The following is an 18,566-nucleotide window of genomic DNA, read 5'->3' on the forward strand; positions in this document are numbered from 1 at the left end:
CTCTGCTCCTTACGTTCCGCCGCCAAGCGAATGCACGAAGATCGTCAGTTCCTTGACCGTCGTATCGCCGAGGCGCCCTGCCCAGGCGGGCATGACGCCATGCTTCGGAGAAGCGACCTGGCGGATGATCGCATCCTCGCCGCGGGCCTTCAGCCAGATCGCATCAGCGAGATCCGGCGCGCCCATTTCGGCTTTTCCTTTGGCATCCTCGCCGTGACATGCGGCACAGTTGTCGACGAAGACCTGTTTTCCCGCCTCTGCGAGACCGGGGTCCGACGGTGTATTGGTCAGCCCCCAGACGTAAGCCGCGACCTGCCTTGTCTGGATGGGATCCAGAACATCGACAAAGGGCGGCATCTCGGAAGCATGAGTGTCCGTATCCCCGTCGAAGCGAATCCCATGCGCGATCGTCGTCTGGATGGCATCCAGGTCTCCGCCCCACAGCCAATCGTCGTCGTTGAGGTTCGGAAATCCAGGACCGCCGCTTGCTCCCGAGCCGTGGCATGGCGCACAATTCACCTTGAATGCTGACGCGCCGCCGGCGATTGCGAATTCGCGAAGGGCAGAATCGGAATCGATTTCCTGTACCGTCTTGGCGGCGATCAGATCATGAAATTGCATTTGCGATGCCTTGGCCTGGTCCAGGTTCTGCTGCAGTTCGGCGCGGCTGGAAAAACCGAGCATGCCCTTCGTAGCGTCGGTAATCATCGGGATCGCGGGATATGCGATCGCATAGCCCAACGCCCAGACAATGGTGGCGTAGAAGGTCCACACCCACCAGCGGGGCATCGGATTGTTGAGTTCGCGGATGCCGTCCCATTCATGTCCGGTCGTTTCGACGCCGCTAAATTCATCGATATGTTTTTCCGACATCTCAATCATCCTTCAAGGGAATATCGGCGGCCTCTTTCGCCGTCTGCTTGCTGCCTGGGCGAAGGGTGAACACAACCACGCCGACGAAGAATGCCGCCATTGCCAAAAGGCCCCAGCTGTCGGCGAAGTGTCTCATTGCAGTGTAGGTTTCCATGGATCACCTCACCGGTAGCCGGTCGCATCGTCGTAGGTCGAGAAATCGACCAACGTTCCGAGCATCTGCAGGTAGGCCACTAAGGCATCCATTTCGGTCAGCGCAGCGGGATCGCCGTCGAAATCGCCGGTCTTCGTCTTCGGATAGCGGGCAAGCAGGGCCGTCGTATCTGCGTTCGGATCGGCTTGGGCCTTCATGTCGGCTTCCGCATTCGCCAGCATGTCGTCGTTATAAGGTACGCCCACGTCCTCGTTGGCCTTCAGGTCCATTCCCACGTCCTTGACCGTGACCCGTTGCTCTTTGAGGAAGGCGTAACTCGGCATGATCGACTCCGGCACCACTGCCCGGGGATCGGCGAGATGCTGGACATGCCATTCGTTGGAATAGCGTCCGCCGACGCGGGCCAGATCCGGCCCGGTTCGTTTGGATCCCCATTGGAAAGGATGATCGTACATGGACTCGGCCGCGAGCGAGTAATGGCCGTAGCGTTCCACCTCGTCGCGGAACGGTCTGATCATCTGGCTGTGGCAGAGGTAGCAGCCTTCGCGGATGTAGATGTTTCGTCCGGCCAGCTCGAGCGGCGTATACGGCCGCATGCCTTCCACCTTTTCAATCGTGTTCTGCAGGTAGAACAGCGGTGCGATTTCGACGATGCCGCCGATGCTCACGACGAGCAGCGAGCCGACGAGAAGAAGCGTCGCGTTCTTCTCGAGAATCTTATGTTTATCAAGTATCGATGCCATGTCTCACCTCACTCGGCAGGCTGTGCTTGGGGCACGAAAGTGGTTGGGATCGCAGCTTCGTCACGCACGCGGCCGCGGATCGTCATGAACACGTTCCAGGCCATGACGAGACCACCCGCCAGGTAAAGCGTTCCGCCCACCGCGCGCAGCACGTAGTAGGGGAACATGGCCGCGACCGTCTCCGCGAAGGAATAGACGAGGAAGCCCTGGGAATTGTACTCGCGCCACATCAGCCCCTGCTGGATGCCGGCAACCCAAAGCACGGCGGCGTAGATGACGATTCCGAGGGTTGCGAGCCAGAAGTGCCAGTTGACCATCCGCGGGCTGTAGAGGCGCTCGCGTCCCCATAGCTTCGGCGTCAGATAATAGATCGCGCCGAAGGTGATCATTCCCACCCAGCCGAGCGCGCCGGAATGCACATGACCGATCGTCCATTCTGTATAATGGCTGAGCGAATTGACTGTCTTCACCGACATCATCGGACCTTCGAAGGTCGACATCCCGTAAAAGGCGATGGCGACGATCATCATGCGGATGATCGGATCGGTGCGGATTTTGTCCCAGGCGCCCGAAAGGGTCATGAGACCGTTGATCATGCCGCCCCAGGAGGGCATCCAGAGCATCACCGAGAAAACCATGCCGAGTGTCTGGGCCCAGTCGGGCAGTGCCGTGTAATGCAGATGATGGGGCCCGGCCCAGATGTACATGAAGATCAGTGCCCAGAAGTGGATGATCGAAAGCCGGTATGAATAGACGGGTCGGTTGGCCTGCTTCGGCACGAAGTAGTACATCATGCCCAGGAAGCCGGCGGTGAGGAAGAAGCCGACGGCGTTGTGGCCGTACCACCATTGGGTCAGCGCGTCCTGTACGCCCGAGAAGGCGGAATAGCTTTTGGAGCCGAGAAACGACGCCGGAACCGCCAGGTTGTTGACCACATGCAGCATCGCGATGGTGACGATGAAGCCGAGATAGAACCAGTTTGCCACGTAGATGTGCGGCTCTTTGCGCTTGAGGATCGTCCCAAGATACACGGCGAGATAGGCGACCCAAACGATGGTCAGCCAGAGGTCGACGTACCATTCGGGTTCGGCATATTCGCGGGCTTGGGTGATTCCGAGGACATATCCGGTCGCAGCCATCACGATAAAAAGCTGGTAACCCCAGAATACGAACCAGGCGAGGTTCCCGCCGAAAAGACGTGCGCGGCAGGTGCGCTGCACGACATAAAACGACGTCATGATGAGGGCGTTGCCACCGAAGGCGAAGATAACCGCCGACGTGTGAACCGGCCGCAGCCTTCCGAAATTGAGATAAGGCGCAATGTTGAGGTCGGGAAAGGCCAGTTGCAGCGCGACGATCACGCCCACCAGGAAGCCGACCACGCCCCAGAACACCGTGGCGATCAAGCCATAACGCACCACTTCGTCGAAATAGCCGGATATGTCGACTTTGCGTTGCTGGCCTGCCGGTGAAAAGTCAACGTTCCTGACCAGCAGCAAAGCGCCGATGACGAGGCAGAGGCAAAGTATGCCCATATGGATCGCAAAGAGATGATCATGGGCGAATGCGGCTCCTAGCAACGCTAGAAACGCCGCGACCGTGATCACCATCGTTTCCGTTGTGTAATTCATGATGTCGTCCCCAGTGCACAGACGACCGCGTCGCGGCCGGCTTTCTCGGCAGGACTGTCACGAAGCTGCGAATTACTCCTTGATCTACATCAACGAGCGGACAGTAAGACCGGCGCGGACCGCCGCAGTTACAAACTGTTACAAACTTTCACCCGTTGGCACCGTCCGCTCATTCCGGTGTGACGCAGGGGGTTCTAGTACATGTCCTGACAATGGGGGACACGACGATGCTGATGCAGAAAAACCAAGCGTTCGAACATGCCGAAATGACGAACGAAACGATCTATGCCGGTCGATCTTTGTCCGCGCTCTTCCTCTCCTCCGCAATGGAGTCCATCTCCGCCGGGAGAGCCATCTGCTGGGAGGGCGACGAGGCGAAACATCTCTTCCAGGTCGTGGAGGGGGTTGTTCGTCTCTATCGCATCGTCGGGGAGGGCCGCCGTGTGATAACCGCGTTTTGCTTCGCCGGCGACCTGATCGGTGCATCGCTGCAACGCGATTTCCTCTTCACCGCGGAAGCCGTGACCGAATGCCGGATTCGCCGCGTATCCCGGAAAAGCTTCCACGACGAAGTCGCCCGGTCGGATGCTCTTCACACCGCATACATTTCCCTGCTCTGCCAGGAGACGGCTGCCGCACACGAACAGATGGTACTGCTCTCGAAGAAGAATGCGGAAGAGCGCCTGTGCAGTTTCATCGCGAAGCTTGTATCCCGCCGCAATCCCCAGGAGCGGCAGAGCCTGCTGCGCGTCCCCATGAACCGGCAGGACATTGCAGACCATCTCGGTTTGACCATTGAAACCGTGTCTCGCACCCTCACCAAACTTGCATCGCGAAACGTCGTCGTTCCAGAGGGCAGGCATGACTTGCGAATCGTCAATCGCGCCCTTCTTAAGCAGTTGTCCGGCGACGCTGATGATTTTTCGGAGAAATCCTGTCATAGGGTCAGCTTGCACTGACGTAACGAAGCCGCAGGATCGACGTTCATGCCTCACCGCCTCATATCACCGCGAACCGTATCGTCCCAGGAACTGGATGCCATGGTGCACGTGCTGGACGGAGCCGACATCCTGATCCATCGTTTTGAGGGAACTGTCACGCATTGGTCCATTGGCTGCGAGAACATGTATGGCTGGGCAAGAGAGGAAGCGGTCGGGGAGGAGGTGCACGAATTGCTGGCGACGCAGTTCCCCGAACCGGTGGAAAACATCCGCAACCAACTGAAGTCGCGCGGCTTCTGGCAGGGTGAAATCATTCATCGTCACAAGAGCGGGCACGAGATTCATGTTGCCTCCCGTTGCGTGCTGGTCAATTTGCCGGATGGCGATCTTGCCGTCATCCAGACAAACAGCGACGTCAGCGCGTTGAAGCGAGCGCAAGAGGTAGTCAAATCCCGCGAAGCGCATCTGAGCTCGATCCTGGACACCGTGCCGGATGCCATGGTGGTGATCGATGACAAGGGAATGGTGCTTTCGTTCAGCAAGGCTGCCGAGAAGCTGTTTGGAATGTCTTCCGATCAAATTTGCGGCCGCAACGTGAGCAACCTGATGCCGAACCCCTATCGCGATGCCCACGACGGCTACATCGACCACTATATCGATACGGGCGAGAAACGTATCATCGGCTACGGCCGTGTCGTCACCGGTCAGCGGGCCGACGGTTCGCAATTTCCGATGGAACTCCACGTCGGCGAAGCGACGGCAAACGGAGAGCGGATATTCACCGGTTTTATCCGCGATCTCACCAGCCGTTACAAAATCGAGGAAGATCTTCGCCAGTCACAGAAGATGGAAGCTGTCGGGCAGTTGACCGGAGGCATCGCGCACGACTTCAACAACCTCCTCACCGTCATCAGCGGCAATCTCGAAATGATCGAGGACAAACTGCCGCCCGGCAACCTTCGTGAAATCCTGGGAGAGGCTCAGGCCGCGGCGGAGGACGGAGCTGTTCTCACGGCTCAACTGCTCGCTTTCGGTCGCCGACAGCCGTTGAATCCGAAGCACGCCGATCTTGGTCAAGTTGTGAGCGGCTTCTCGGATCTGCTCCGTCGAACGCTCGGCGAAAATATCAGGTTGTCGACCGTCATCGATGGATCTGGCCTGAACGTCCTTGTGGACAGCTCGCAGCTCCAGAATGCCATTCTGAACATCGCTTTGAACGCAAGGGACGCCATGCCCAGGGGCGGCAGTCTGACGACGACGATCTCGCGCGTCTATCTCGATGCCGACTATGCGAAAATGTATCCGGAGCTACGCAGCGGCAATTTCGTGCTGGTCACGATGACGGATACCGGTTCCGGCATGACGGAGGAGGTCAGGAAGCATGCGATTGAGCCATTTTTCACGACAAAGGAAGTCGGCTCGGGCACAGGTCTCGGACTGAGCATGGTCTACGGCTTCGTCAAGCAATCGGGTGGGCATCTGCAGATTTACAGTGAGGTGGGGCGCGGCACGACAGTCCGGATATATCTCCCCGCAACCAATGGCGGGAAGCCTCAAGAGGCGGCACCGGACCATGGCGCGGGTGAGAGCCAACTGCCGCAAGGGGACGAAGTCGTGCTCGTCGTCGAAGATGACGCCCGTGTTCGCCGCGTAGCCGTCGCCAGGCTCGCCTCGATGGGCTATACGGTGCGCGAAGCCGAAAACGGTCACCGCGCGCTCGATCTCCTCAAGGAAAACACTGACGTCGCGCTGCTTTTTACCGACATCGTGATGCCGGGCGGGATGACGGGTGACGAGCTCGCAAGAGAGGTGCGTATTTTACGGCCGGACATTGCCGTGCTCTTCACGTCGGGATATTCCGAACCGGGTCTCGCGGGCAATGATACGGTTCCGGGCGCCCGGTGGCTGCGCAAACCCTATACCGCCAAGGAGCTGGCGTTGAGGATCCGCGAACTTCTCGACGCAAGGTGACATCTGTCGGCGGTGCAAGCTCACCCGCTCTTGCGCCTTCGCCCGCGCGGTGCGTGTGGTTTCTCCCGCGTTTGACCCGCATCAAAGAACCTGCGTCCTGCATGTCTTAAAAAACGTCCGCGAGGCCGAACCGGACTCGGAGAACAGGAGATATGCAAATGCGTTTGAAATTCGGTCTGATCGCTGCAACGGCAGCCTTGATCGCTTCGGCTGCACCGTTGATGGCTGCTGACCACCAGGTTCAGATGCTGAACAAGGGCGCGGACGGCGCGATGGTGTTTGAGCCCGGCTTCCTGAAGATCGCTCCGGGCGATACTGTCACGTTCATTCCCACGGACAAGAGCCACAACGTCGAGACGTTCAAGGGTCTCATTCCCGATGGCGTTCCCGAGTTCAAATCCAGGCCGAGCGAGCAATATCAGGCGAAGTTCGATATTCCGGGCGCATATGTCCTGAAGTGCACGCCGCATGTGGGCATGGGCATGGTTGCATTGATCCAGGTCGGCGACAACCCGGCCAACCTTGACGCGATCAAGATCGCCAAGGTGCCGAACATGGCGCGCAAGAGGCTGGATGCCGACCTCGCGCAGATCACCCCGGCTCAGATCACCCAGTGATTGACCGACAGGTGCGGACGGCACGCTTGCGCGCCGTCCCGCACCGTCGCGTTCAGCGCGTGCTGCTTCGCGATTATCGGCACGGCAGCTCGCGGCAGCGTCGCATTGCTCAGGCCGCCTCCGTTTGCGCAGCTGCATCGGGACGCGACGGCGGTTCGTCCTTCATTGCCCGTTGAAGCAACCTGATGATCTCCCGCTCCGACTTGATATGCCGGCGCATCGAACAGCAGAACGAACGCAGCTGATATCCTACGGCTTCCCAGGAGAGCCGGCAGCGCCCCTCGCTCAGGGTTTCCAGCGTGAAGACGAGGTGTTGAGCCGCATCATGATCGAATAGGCGACCGGCTTGCCGGTGTTCCCTCGCATCGGACAGCTCCTCGACCTCCATGATCAGTCCGAGCGCAGACGAGACCAAGTGCTCTTCGAGCTGGTGAGTCGTCAGCAATAGCGGGATCAGACCGCGTGAAAGACGGCGGCAGAGGCCTTCATCGATATGGCAAGGCAGAAAGTCGGCAATTGCCTGCAGCACGTCGCACCACGACATAAGCTGCTCATAGCAGCTCTCGAGTTCTCCGAAACTGTCCGGGATTGGGTTCTTCATCCTATTACCTCTGCAGCAACAAGCTGGCGGGCCATGGCAGCGCGCCGAGCAAGGGCTGGTTTCTCGCTCAAGCGGCCTTGCTGTGCGTGCGTCCGTGCGAACCGAAATAGGCGTCGAATGCCGCGGCAACGGCGCGGACCATGAACCGTGCGTCTTGAGACACGACAATCCGATCTCCGCAAATCGCCGCGACGCCATCGGCGACAAGCTCACTGAGCCGATCGTTTCGGTCGATGAGGAATTCGATGTCAAAACCCGACTCTTTGCTCAATCCTGCGAGATCGACTTCGAAATCACACATAAGCCGTTCGATTATTTTGGCCCGGAGCTTATCCTCCTCGGTGAGAAGATATCCCTTGGCTGTCGGCAGGATGCCGGAAGCAACCCGCTCCTGATATAGCCCCAATGGCACATGGTTCTGGACATAGCCGATCGGCAGCCGCCCGATCGCCGAAGCACCGAGGCCGATCAGCGTATCGCAGTCATCCGTCGTGTAACCTTGGAAATTCCTTCTCATCGTGCCGTTGCGCGCAGCGATCGCGAGTTGATCGTCCGGCAGCGCAAAATGATCGAGCCCGATGCGCGCATATCCGGCCTTCGCAAGCTCTTCCGCGATGGCTTCGGCCTGCTCGTTTCGCTGTTTTGCATCCGGAAGCGACGCTTCATCTATGAGGCGCTGGTGCTTCTTGAAGGTCGGTATGTGCGCATAACCGAAAACGGCGAAACGCTCCGGACGCAGCTGCGCGGCCAGTCTGACGGTGTCGATGCAGGATTGCACGGTCTGTTTCGGAAGGCCGTAGATCAAATCGAAGTTGATACTGGAGATGCCCACGGAGCGTAGCCCGCTGACCGCAATCTCCGTCTGTTCGAAGGATTGTGTTCGGTTGATCGCGGCTTGCACGATCGGGTCGAAGCTCTGAACGCCGAGGCTTGCGCGATCGACATCGCTTTCACCGAGCGCCTCGATCATTGGAGCAGCCAATGTGCGTGGATCGATTTCTACCGCGATGCTCGTATCTGCCTCAAACCGGAAGGCGCTCCGCAGCTTGGCCATGATTGCGGCAAACTCCTGCGGCTTCATGATCGTGGGGGTGCCGCCACCGAAATGAACGTTCTTAACGGGGACGTCGTTTCCGGCCGCGAAGGATACAAGCTCGATCTCCTGGCTCATGACATCCAGGTATTCGCGAACCGGACCATCCTGCCGGGTGATGCTCGTGTGACAACCGCAGTACCAGCACATCGAGCGGCAGAACGGGACGTGGAGATAGACGGAGACGGGTCCGGCTTTTGCGATGTTGGCGAGTCCCCTCGCATATTCATCCGGCCCCACCGTGGCTGAAAAGGCTGGCGCCGTTGGATAGCTCGTGTAGCGCGGGAACCGCGCGTCGCCATACTTGGCGACCAGACAGTCGGACATTGTCGCATCCTTTGACAAAACAGAATGGTTTATGACGTCGAAGCGCGCGATCTTCCTTGTTCTAGGTCAATGTTGGCGTCCACCGGGGAAATCGTCGTCCATCTCAGCTCGGCGTCAAAGTCGGCCCGCTGATCCATCCGCTCGCGGGCAACGCGTTCCGACACACGCCGTCATGCCCCCAAGTTCCATGAGTTGCCGCACGGCAAATGATGTGGAGTTGACCGAGGTCAAAGTGTCTTTGTGCTGATCTCGTACCTTGAGAGGGAGCAGCACTGGCCGGCAGCAGTTCATGCAACGCAGGCTCCTGCTCAACGGAGATGCCGGCTCAAAGGAGATGAAAGTGCCGCACGATGTCGTCACAGCAAGCCTGAATGCGCGAGATAAGTCTGGGCGCATCGATGTGCGTTTCGGCGCAGACATGAAAACCGTCATTGTTTCCAGGCGCGCGCTGCTCTCCGTAGCCTCGCCACCTCGCGCAACCGAAGTCCGTTTCCTTCAATATGTCGACGCGTTCTGCGAAATCGCGGCGAACCGCCTCGGTTCAAAGGAGGCCGGCGGTGACGTGGTCATGATCACTGCAAATGATGTCCGCAGATGGCGTCGCGCGTGGCAATCGTCCGAAATGGCGGGGATACGAACCGCACATCGCTCGATGCCGCCGGACGCAGCGTCGTCAAAGCGCGTCGCATAAATTTGCGCCGCGCCGCTCGGCATTCCGGAAGTTTCATTCCGGCGCTTTCGTCATTTCAGGATCATTGGCGTTGCCTTCCAGCGTAAGCGAGCAAGCCGCGTTCGTCGCCATCATATTCGTCATCGTCGCCGGAGAGTTGCACCAGCATTCCATATTTCACGATGCGAACGCAATGACGGCCGGCCGATACCAGGATCCCCTTGTTCGCCAGCTTCGTCATCATTCGCGATACGGTTTCGATCGTCAGGCCGAGATAGTCGGCAATGTCGAGCCGGGTCATCGGCAGCTCGACAATGGCATTGGACCGGCCATGGCCCGGGTCACGATGAAGCTGCTTCAGCAGGAAGCTGCAGACCCGCTCCTCGGCGTTCTTGCAGGACAGCAGCACCATCTGGTTCTGGGCGGCGGCCATCTCGTCGCGAAGGCGGGCAAAGACCTCTGGCCGCAGCGCCGGCGAGTTGCCGACTTCGGCCTCGAAAGCCTTGCGCGAGAGGCGGCGGACCCTGGTGTCGGTGATGGCTTCGGCGCTGTAGAGATAGTGGTTCTTCAAAGACACGCCGACGATGTCGCCAGCTTGCAGAAAGCCGGTGATGACCCGGCGGCCATCGGAGATGATCCTGAAGATGCGCAGGTTTCCTTCCACCACTTCGAAGAGGTGTTTGGCGGCGTCGCCCTCGAAGAACAGCGATTCCCCGGCTGCCAGACGTTCGACCGGCTGCTTGTTGAAAAGCGCCTGCAGGCAGCTCTGTTCGGAGCCGAGAAGCACCGCATTGGCGATTTCCAGCGCGTGATGAAAATTGGTTGTCTGCAGCATGACCGTTCCCTCTGTGCTGTCGATGAGGACAACTAACCCGACGCTGGTGACACGCTGATGCCACGCGTGTTAAAGACGGTGCCATTGGGTAACAGTCTGTAACAAGCAGCGGCTTGACGGATGGGCGATGGCAACACTTCAGCATGACGCGCATCTTCTCGTCGTTGACGACGATCCGCGCATTCGTCAGATGCTGACGCGCTATTTCGAGGGCGAGGGTTACACCGTCTCTTCCGCTTCTGACGGCATCGAGATGCGGGTACGCCTGCGTCAGCAGAGTTTCGATGCCATCCTGCTTGACCTTGTCCTTCCCGGCGGCACGGACGGGCTTGATCTTGCCCGCGAAATTCGCGCCCAATCCGATGTTCCGATCATGATGCTGACGGGCCGCGACGACGTCGTCGACCGGATCGTCGGTCTGGAAGTCGGCGCCGACGATTACATCGCCAAACCCTTCCATCTCAGAGAAGTCCACGCACGGTTGAAGTCGATCCTGCGCCGCCGGCAATCTTCGGCACGCAATGCCGAGCCGGTCAGCGAGGAGATCATCGGTTTCGAGGATTGGAAGCTCAATCTCAGCCGCCGGCAGCTTCTCGATCCCGACGGCGCGGAGATCGAGTTGACGACCGGCGAATTCGACATGCTGGCAACCTTCGTGCGGCATGCCGGCCGGGTGCTAACCCGTGACGTGCTGATGGATCTGACCCGGGGCCGAAACCTCGAAGCCTTCGACCGGACGATCGATGCCCAGATCGTCCGGCTGCGCCGCAAGATCGAAACAGATCCGAAGAGACCGCAATTCATCAAGGCCGTACGCGGCGTCGGTTACGTCTTTACTGCCAGGCTGGATTGACGAGTTCAGGACATGGTGACGCTTGCGGCGGCCACTTCCGTCGTCGTCCGCCGATGGTTTCGTGAAGCAGTTGCATCGTCAGATGTTTTTGCGCACGGGATAGGATGACTCCGGCCCGCACTCCTCGACATATCGCAAGAGACGAGATCAGGCCGGCGTGCGTAATGTGCCATGAACGTCGTCAAGAACCGCTTTGCGATGAATCAATGCGCCGCCGGGCGCCGCCTTCATCATCCCCGCCGAACAAACATCGCGAAGGGATGAGATCATGATGAACAAACTGATGAAGGCCGCAGTGGTGCGCGAATTCGGCAAACCGCTCGCAATCGAATGCGTGCCGGTGCCTGTGCCCGGGCCGGGCGAAATTCTGGTGAAGGTCGTCGCATGCGGCGTCTGCCATACCGATCTGCACGCAGCCGAAGGTGACTGGCCTGTCAAGCCGACGCCGCCCTTCGTTCCAGGCCATGAGGCAGCGGGCATCGTGACCGCCCTCGGTCCCGGTGTCACTGATTTCAAGGAAGGCGATGCGGTCGGCGTCGCCTGGTTGCACGATGCCTGCCTTCGCTGCGAATATTGCGAAACCGGCTGGGAAACGCTCTGCGAACACCAACACAATACCGGCTACAGCTGCAACGGCGGCTTTGCCGAATATGTCATCGCCTCCGCCGCTTTCGCCGCCCGCCTTCCCAAAAATGTCGACTTCGCCGAGATTGCGCCGATCCTCTGCGCCGGCGTCACGACGTATAAGGGCTTGAAGGAAACCGAGGCGCGCCCAGGTGAGTGGGTGGCGATATCGGGGATCGGCGGGCTGGGCCACGTCGCGATCCAATATGCCAAGGCGATGGGCCTCAAGGTGGTCGCGCTCGACGTCGCCGCCGCCAAGCTCGACCTTGCCCGCCAGGTAGGCGCCGATCTCGCACTCAATGCGCTTTCCGAAGACACGATCGAGAAAGTGCTGAAGGTGACGAGCGGCGGAGCGCATGGCGTGCTTGTCACCGCCGTCTCGCCGCCCGCCTTCTCGCAGGCCCTCAGTATGGTACGCCGCAAAGGCACCATTAGTCTTGTCGGCCTGCCGCCGGGCAATTTCCCGACACCGATCTTCGACGTGGTGCTGAAGCGCATCACCGTGCGTGGTTCGATCGTCGGGACACGCCGCGACCTCGATGAAGCGCTCGCCTTCGCCGCAGAAGGTCGCGTCCGAGCCGAGATCGCCACCGCGCCGCTCGATGACATCAACGACATCTTTGACGGGCTGAAGGCGGGAACGATCGAGGGGCGCATAGTGCTCGACATCGCCGGACAGGCGAGCGCAGTCGCAACTCCGGGGCAGTCCGCGGCATAGCCGGCCGCTGCGCAGCGTTCCCGCCGGCCGAAGCGGCGGGGACACAGGCGGCGCGTCGCCCAATACCCTGTTCATCTGCCCGCGCCGTTTTCCTTGCCTTTTTGATTTTGACGCTGATCAAAGCATTTCGCTTTCATCGCAGTTACCTTCGTTCCACTGGTTTCGTCGGCAAATGCCGACGCGTTCGAAAGCTTCAGAGCGCCACCAGCATGATCCCAAACCTGTCTTTGTCAGGAGTTGAAAATGCTCGTTCAAGCCATCATGACCTCACCGCCGATCACCGTAACGGCATCCTGTTCCGTTGCCGACGCCGCGAAGTTAATGCTCGACAACAGGATCAGCGGCCTGCCGGTCGTTGATGCGAACGGAGCGCTCGTCGGCATCGTCAGCGAAGGCGATTTCCTGCGCCGCAGTGAACTGAACACGGAACGCAAGCGTTCCTGGCTGCTCGAATGGCTGACCAGCCCGGGCAAGATCGCCGACGAATATGTCCGCGCGCACGGGCGACGGGTCGAGGAAGTGATGACCGCCCCGGTCTCCGCGATCGCGCCAACCGCCTCGATCTCCGACGCCGTCAGGCTGATGGAGCGTCAGGATATCAAGCGCCTGCCTGTCGTCGCCAATGGCAGGCTCGTCGGCATCGTTGCCCGCTCCGACCTGCTGCGCGCACTCTCGCAAGCCCTGCCGGCCGCCGCCGTTTCCGCAAACGATGCGCAGATCCAGGCGGCGATCGACGCCGAGCTTGCCCGGCAGAGCTGGAGCCGTAACGGCTTCATCCATTGCCGGGTCACGAACGGCGTTGCCGAACTGAACGGCACCATCTTCGACGAACGCGAACGTCTCGCCGCGAAAGTCGCGGTCGAGAATGTCCCGGGCGTGACGTCGATCAAGGACCAGCTCGTCTGGGTCGATCCCTATTACGGCGTCGCAATCCCGCCGCCGGAGAGCGAGGCCAGACAGGCCTGAATTCGAGGGAAGATCATGGAACACCCGGCTCCCAACGTTCGCATGGCCCAACTGCTGGCCACCTCGATGCTCGCAACGTCGGCACCGTTCGTACTCGTTCCCGACATGGAAAAACTCGTCGTCTCAACGGAAGGGTGAGGGGTCAGGACGTCAAATGCCGAAAAACCTGTTCGGTTTCGTGCTCCTCATGGGTCGCCATCATCAGATCGCGATCGCCGCCCTTTCGATCCTCCTCTTCCTCGCCGGTACGGCGCCGCTTGAGGTGCAAAGGCGCATCATCAACGCGGCCACTGGGGGCGCTTCCTACCAGGCCATCCTGATTCTTGTTTTCGCTTACCTCGGCCTCGCCCTGCTGGAAGGTCTGACAAAGCTGGCGCTGAACCTCTATCGCGGATGGATCGGCGAGGTCGCGATCCGCTGGCTTCGCATGGGCGTGCTCGCTGCATCCGAGTGCTCTCGCGAATCTCCCGTCGATGCGCTCGCCGAAGGTGTCCAGCTTTCAATCGTCCTGGCCGAGGCGGAACCCGTCGGCGGCTTCGTCGGCACCAGCGTTTCGGAGCCCCTACTGCAGGCCGGCATCCTGATTGCGGTTGGCGGTTACATGATCTACCTGCAGCCGCTGATGGCGCTTGCCGTCGCCGTCGTCTTCTTGCCGCAGATCGGCTTCGTGCCGCTGATGCAAATGGCGATCAACCGCCGGGTCGAGACCAAGATCACGGTGATGCGACACGTCAGCGAGGGCATGGTTCGGCACGTCGTCACCAGCGATGCTCTCGATGCCCAGAGCGGCCGGGTGCAGCGGCTCTTCTCGACCAATATGAGCATCTACCGGATCAAGTTCACCATGAATTTTCTGATGAATCTGATGACGCAGGTCGGCTATGTCGGCATCTTCGCACTCGGCGGCTATTATGTCGTCACCGGCAAGACCGAGATAGGAACCGTCGTCGCGTTCATCTCCGGTCTGGCCAAGATCACTGATCCCTGGGGAGAACTGGTTGACTGGTATCGCGATCTCAAAGTCACTCAGGTCAAATACGCCCTGATCCGCGATGCGAGCGATGCCGCCACCACTTTGCGGGGCGAAGGCGTTTCCAGGGACGAAGTGCCGGCGCTGACGCGCTAAAGGCTTGAATCGCGGACAAGGTTGCCTGTTCGGGTGTCCGCCGCCTTCCCGATCTCGTTTCTACGAGTGTCACGGAATTTCTGAGGATGCCTTACGGCCACCTACGACAACATCCGTCCCGTTCGGCGCAGCTTATCGTGCCATCCCAAGGCTTCTTCGATCAGATGCGGCGTGTGCCCGCCGCGCAGCAGCGCCCGCCGATGATAATCCGCGAGTAGCTCGCGGTAGCTTGGGTGCACACAATTGGCAATAATGACTTTGGCGCGTTCCCGCGGCGCCAGTCCGCGAAGATCGGCAAGACCGATTTCGGTAACGAGGATGTCGACATCATGCTCGGTATGATCGACATGGCTGACCATCGGCACGACGCGTGAGATCGCCCCGTCCTTGGCAAGCGATTTTGTCACGAAGATCGACATATAGGCGTTACGGGCGAAATCGCCGGAGCCGCCTATACCGTTCATCATGTGTGTGCCGCCGATATGGGTCGAGTTGACGTTGCCGTAGATGTCCAATTCCAATGCCGTGTTGATCGCGATGATACCGAGCCGGCGGATGACTTCGGGATGGTTGCTGATCTCCTGCGGCCGCAGCACCAGCCGCTGCTTGTAATGCCCGATCTCGGAAAGCACGCTGCGATGCCTTTGCGCCGAGAGCGTCATGGAAGATCCGGAAGCAAAGGCGAGCTTGCCGGCATCGATCAGATCGAAGGTCGAATCCTGCAGCACCTCGGAATAGAGGGTGAGATCGTGGAAGGGCGTCGCGGTGAAGCCATAAAGCACCGCATTGGCGATCGTTCCGATGCCTGCCTGCAGCGGCTGCAGCCTTTCCGTCAACCGGCCACGCCGCACCTCGTGCGACAGGAATTCTGTCAGATGGCCAGCGATCGCGTTGGTCTGCGCATCCGGCGGCGCCACCGTAGAGGCACTGTCGCTGCTTTGCGTGACGACGATTGCCGCAATTTTTTCCGCAGGGATAGGAATGAACGGTACGCCGATGCGGCAGTCGGGCGCCACGATCGGGATTGCCTCGCGGCTCGGCCGCTTGGTCGGAATGTAGACGTCGTGGAGTCCCTCGAGAGCTTCCGGCTGAGAGAGGTTGATCTCGACGATCACTTTCGGGGCGAGAATCGCGAAACTCGCCGAATTTCCGACGGAGGTGGTCGGCACGATGCCGCCATCTTCTGTAATCGCGGTTGCTTCGACGACGGCGACGTCGACTGGCGGGACTTGTCCGCTGCGCAGGGACTCGACGGTCTCGGAAAGATGCTGGTCGATGAACATCACCTCGCCGGCATTGATCGCCTCGCGCATGACTGGGTCCGATTGGAAAGGCAGGCGCCGCGCGACGGCATGCGCCTCGACGAGGGTTCGATCGAGATTGTGGCCAAGCGAGGCGCCAGTCATCAGCGTAATCCTCAGCGGATCGCGCCTTGCCCTTTCCGCCAGCGCCAGCGGCACGGCCTTGGCCTCGCCGGCCTGCGTAAAGCCGCTCATGCCGACGGTCATCCCATTGGTAATCAGGAGCGCCGCTTCCTCGGCGCCGACAATACGATCCCAGAGCTTCGCGCTGCGGAGACGGTTTCTGAACATAGCGAGCGATCCTCAATGCGACATTGGAACGGGGAGGTTGATGTCCCTGACGGCGTCTCGGCCGTCATGTCATTCTGGCGGCGTAGCGGCCTTGCACATTGACACGGCTCAAAAACCTGACGGGGATCGTGCGTGGGACATGGCGATACCTTCGCCGGCGTCACAAAACTCTTGGAATTCGCTTTATTGACCCGGATCAACGACGTCCCGGCTATTGCGGCCTATCGCTGTTCATGTCGATGAAACCAAGTGGAGAGAAGGCTATGAACAACATTGCGTTGAGACAGGCCATTCTGGACGAACTCGAATTCGAGCCAAGTGTCGATGCGGCCAATATTGGCGTGGCCGTTGATAATGGCATCGTTTCCCTCACCGGACATGTCCGCACGTATTCGGAGAAGGAGGCGGTCGAGCACGTGGTCAAACGCGTGAAGGGGGTTCGCGGCATCGCCCAGGAAATCGAGGTTCGTATCTTTGGCGCTCGCATCACCGACGACGACGATATCGCGCAGCGGGCGGTAAAGATGATCGACTGGAATGTCTGCATCCCGAAAGAAGCGGTGCAGGTGCGGGTCCTCAAGGGTTGGGTAACCTTAACCGGCGCGGTCGAGTGGCAATATCAGAAGGACGCTGCGTCAGATGCCGTCAAAGACCTGGCCGGCATTGTCGGCCTCTCGAATCTGGTCGAGGTTAGACCCAAGGCCAGCGCGGCCAACGTCAGGAAACGCATCGAGGATGCTTTCGAGCGCGATGCGGAGTTGCAGGCCGAGGCAATCCGAGTCGATGTTTCCGGCGGCAAAGTGACGCTGAAAGGCAAGGTCAGGACCTGGGCAGAACGACGCGCTGCCGAGCGAGCCGCTTGGTCGGCGCCCGGGATCACCACACTCGATGATCAGCTCTCGGTCGGTTGATCGACGTCTGACATCGATGGCGGCCCCCTGGCCGCCGTCGGAGCGCTGAAACAGGTTATATTTGTCATGGACACGATACCCACCCGGACGGGAGAAGCACTGCTTGCGGCGGCGGGCAGCCCTCCGCCCTATCATTCCGACTGTGATTTCCGGCTTGAGCGAAGCACGGATGATGAATGGCGAATCGTCATTCTGTCGGCCCGCGCCCGAGCGTGGGTCCACGAACAGTTCTGTGGTCCGCTATGCCAATGTCTTGGTGACAGCATCGCCCTCGACATGCTGAGCGCCGATCGTTTTCTCAAGCAAGCGCACGATCAGGGCCTTCGAACGGAGTTCGTTGGGCGAAGCGGCAAAGATCTGTACTGATCAATGAAGAAGATCACTGTCTGATGCGGAAGAAAAGCTGTCGCTGTCGTCTGAACCGCTGACGGCAAAGCCGAAACCGGCGCCCGCGAAGGTTCTCAACACTTGCTCGCGAGAGAGCGTTTTCGCAAACTTCCTTGCCCAGAGGCACCGTCCTCCGCACTGGCCGCCGTGCGATGTCGGCTCGTCCCGATCCACCTGCCTCAAAGCCTCGTGTTGCACCTATGCATGGGCGATTTTGCTCTGCCGTCTCACGGAGATTGCCCGGGCATCGCGGCGAAACACACATTGACGGCGATCAATGCCGCGTTGCCCGTTATCGGCTTTGATCGGTCCGTTGCCGAACGCGAAGTTCGGTTATTGCGGCGATCGTCTGCCGACCCCGCCGCGAAACGGTCCCACACGTTACGACAGAGGAGCAAGAACATGGCCAACACAGCCACCAAACTGCCGATCAAGACCGATGAGAAGAACAAGACCCCGCAGAGGGGCCTTTCCACCTTCGAGAGCCTGCGCTCGGAGATCGATCGGCTCTTCGACGATTTCACGCCGAGCTTCTGGCATCGCCCCTTTTCGAGACTGTCCTTCGACAAGGCGCTCTCGACGATCGTCTCTCCGGCCGTCGATCTCGTCGAGAGAGACAATGGTTATGAAATCACGGCTGAACTGCCGGGTATCGACGCCAGCAATGTCGACGTGAAAGTCACAAACGGCATTCTCGCCATCACGGCCGAAAAGCAGGAGACCAAAGAGGAGAAGGACAAGGAGTATCATCTTTCCGAACGCCGTTACGGCGCCTTCCACCGCGCATTCCAGCTTCCGCCGAGCGTCGACAGCGCCAAGATCGATGCGTCTTTTGCCAACGGTGTGCTGACGGTAAAGCTGCCGAAAAGCAACGACGCCCTGAAGAGCGAACGCAAGATCCCGATCAAGGCGGGCTGACTCTTCCGATGAGGG

19 protein-coding genes are annotated in these 18,566 nt (G+C 59.8%); 11 read left to right on the forward strand and 8 right to left on the reverse strand.

Annotated features, from left to right (window positions below; all coding sequences use genetic code 11):
- Positions 1-9 precede the first annotated feature (9 nt).
- The 4 genes from ccoP to ccoN are packed head-to-tail and all read right to left on the reverse strand — an operon-like array spanning position 10 to position 3,401.
- The gene (ccoP, locus tag NE851_RS10370; protein WP_028757955.1) at positions 10-873 is read right to left on the reverse strand and encodes a cytochrome-c oxidase, cbb3-type subunit III; all 864 of its coding nucleotides are present in this window, start codon (positions 871-873) and stop codon (positions 10-12) included.
- A 1-nt stretch (position 874) separates the two neighbouring features.
- Complete coding sequence (locus NE851_RS10375) at positions 875-1,027, reverse strand: CcoQ/FixQ family Cbb3-type cytochrome c oxidase assembly chaperone (protein ID WP_017969139.1); 153 nt, start codon at positions 1,025-1,027, stop codon at positions 875-877.
- Between the two features lie 8 nt (positions 1,028-1,035).
- Entirely contained in the window at positions 1,036-1,770 is a 735-nt protein-coding gene (ccoO, locus tag NE851_RS10380; protein WP_097631138.1) for a cytochrome-c oxidase, cbb3-type subunit II, read from the reverse strand.
- Positions 1,771-1,778: 8 nt separating this feature from the next.
- On the reverse strand, positions 1,779-3,401 hold the full coding sequence (ccoN, locus tag NE851_RS10385) for a cytochrome-c oxidase, cbb3-type subunit I (RefSeq protein ID WP_097544496.1): 1,623 nt from the start codon (positions 3,399-3,401) through the stop codon (positions 1,779-1,781).
- Positions 3,402-3,628: 227 nt separating this feature from the next.
- On the opposite strand from ccoN, the gene NE851_RS10390 reads away from it, so the two are divergent.
- The 3 genes from NE851_RS10390 (at position 3,629) to NE851_RS10400 (ending at position 6,930) form a co-directional block, all read left to right on the forward strand.
- Entirely contained in the window at positions 3,629-4,360 is a 732-nt protein-coding gene (locus tag NE851_RS10390; protein ID WP_254960220.1) for a Crp/Fnr family transcriptional regulator, read from the forward strand.
- Positions 4,361-4,387: 27 nt separating this feature from the next.
- Entirely contained in the window at positions 4,388-6,313 is a 1,926-nt protein-coding gene (locus NE851_RS10395) for a PAS domain S-box protein (protein WP_063473413.1), read from the forward strand.
- A 158-nt stretch (positions 6,314-6,471) separates the two neighbouring features.
- On the forward strand, positions 6,472-6,930 hold the full coding sequence (locus NE851_RS10400; protein WP_063473412.1) for a pseudoazurin: 459 nt from the start codon (positions 6,472-6,474) through the stop codon (positions 6,928-6,930).
- Positions 6,931-7,039: 109 nt separating this feature from the next.
- Here NE851_RS10400 and NE851_RS10405 read toward each other — a convergent pair whose 3' ends face one another.
- Both NE851_RS10405 and hemN read right to left on the reverse strand, forming a co-directional pair.
- Entirely contained in the window at positions 7,040-7,531 is a 492-nt protein-coding gene (locus NE851_RS10405; RefSeq protein WP_063473411.1) for a hypothetical protein, read from the reverse strand.
- A 67-nt stretch (positions 7,532-7,598) separates the two neighbouring features.
- Positions 7,599-8,951 (reverse strand): oxygen-independent coproporphyrinogen III oxidase, encoded by a 1,353-nt coding sequence (hemN, locus tag NE851_RS10410; RefSeq protein WP_183844867.1) that lies wholly within the window; start codon positions 8,949-8,951, stop codon positions 7,599-7,601.
- Between the two features lie 289 nt (positions 8,952-9,240).
- On the opposite strand from hemN, the gene NE851_RS10415 reads away from it, so the two are divergent.
- On the forward strand, positions 9,241-9,642 hold the full coding sequence (locus tag NE851_RS10415) for a hypothetical protein (protein WP_254960221.1): 402 nt from the start codon (positions 9,241-9,243) through the stop codon (positions 9,640-9,642).
- A gap of 61 nt (positions 9,643-9,703) precedes the next feature.
- On the opposite strand, the gene NE851_RS10420 is transcribed toward NE851_RS10415, so the two are convergent.
- A complete protein-coding gene (locus NE851_RS10420) occupies positions 9,704-10,456 on the reverse strand; it encodes a Crp/Fnr family transcriptional regulator (protein WP_254960223.1) in 753 nt (250 codons plus the stop codon).
- A 127-nt stretch (positions 10,457-10,583) separates the two neighbouring features.
- Here NE851_RS10420 and NE851_RS10425 point away from each other — a divergent pair, with 127 nt between their 5' ends.
- From NE851_RS10425 to NE851_RS10440, 4 genes are all read left to right on the forward strand, one after another.
- Positions 10,584-11,309, forward strand: a complete 726-nt coding sequence (locus NE851_RS10425) for a response regulator (RefSeq protein WP_028757964.1) — start codon at positions 10,584-10,586, stop codon at positions 11,307-11,309.
- A 268-nt stretch (positions 11,310-11,577) separates the two neighbouring features.
- A complete protein-coding gene (adhP, locus tag NE851_RS10430) occupies positions 11,578-12,651 on the forward strand; it encodes an alcohol dehydrogenase AdhP (RefSeq protein WP_028757965.1) in 1,074 nt (357 codons plus the stop codon).
- A gap of 243 nt (positions 12,652-12,894) precedes the next feature.
- A complete protein-coding gene (locus tag NE851_RS10435; protein WP_028759093.1) occupies positions 12,895-13,617 on the forward strand; it encodes a CBS domain-containing protein in 723 nt (240 codons plus the stop codon).
- A gap of 154 nt (positions 13,618-13,771) precedes the next feature.
- Positions 13,772-14,743: an ABC transporter ATP-binding protein gene (locus tag NE851_RS10440; protein ID WP_028759092.1), complete on the forward strand. Its 972-nt coding sequence runs from the start codon at positions 13,772-13,774 to the stop codon at positions 14,741-14,743.
- Between the two features lie 101 nt (positions 14,744-14,844).
- Here the strand turns inward: NE851_RS10440 and scpC are convergent, their stop codons facing one another.
- On the reverse strand, positions 14,845-16,335 hold the full coding sequence (gene scpC, locus NE851_RS10445; protein ID WP_183906381.1) for a succinyl-CoA:acetate CoA-transferase ScpC: 1,491 nt from the start codon (positions 16,333-16,335) through the stop codon (positions 14,845-14,847).
- A gap of 263 nt (positions 16,336-16,598) precedes the next feature.
- Here scpC and NE851_RS10450 point away from each other — a divergent pair, with 263 nt between their 5' ends.
- The 3 genes from NE851_RS10450 (at position 16,599) to NE851_RS10460 (ending at position 18,551) form a co-directional block, all read left to right on the forward strand.
- Entirely contained in the window at positions 16,599-17,246 is a 648-nt protein-coding gene (locus NE851_RS10450) for a BON domain-containing protein (RefSeq protein WP_063473405.1), read from the forward strand.
- A gap of 66 nt (positions 17,247-17,312) precedes the next feature.
- Entirely contained in the window at positions 17,313-17,612 is a 300-nt protein-coding gene (locus NE851_RS10455) for a hypothetical protein (protein WP_179869530.1), read from the forward strand.
- A gap of 423 nt (positions 17,613-18,035) precedes the next feature.
- Positions 18,036-18,551 carry an Hsp20/alpha crystallin family protein gene (locus tag NE851_RS10460; RefSeq protein ID WP_047617325.1) on the forward strand — a complete coding sequence of 172 codons (516 nt, stop codon included), beginning with the start codon at positions 18,036-18,038 and terminating at the stop codon, positions 18,549-18,551.
- The last annotated feature ends 15 nt before the right edge of the window (positions 18,552-18,566 follow it).

Origin of the sequence: Rhizobium anhuiense bv. trifolii, from assembly GCF_024346605.1 — a bacterium.
GTDB classification, from domain to species: Bacteria; Pseudomonadota; Alphaproteobacteria; order Rhizobiales; family Rhizobiaceae; genus Rhizobium; species Rhizobium anhuiense.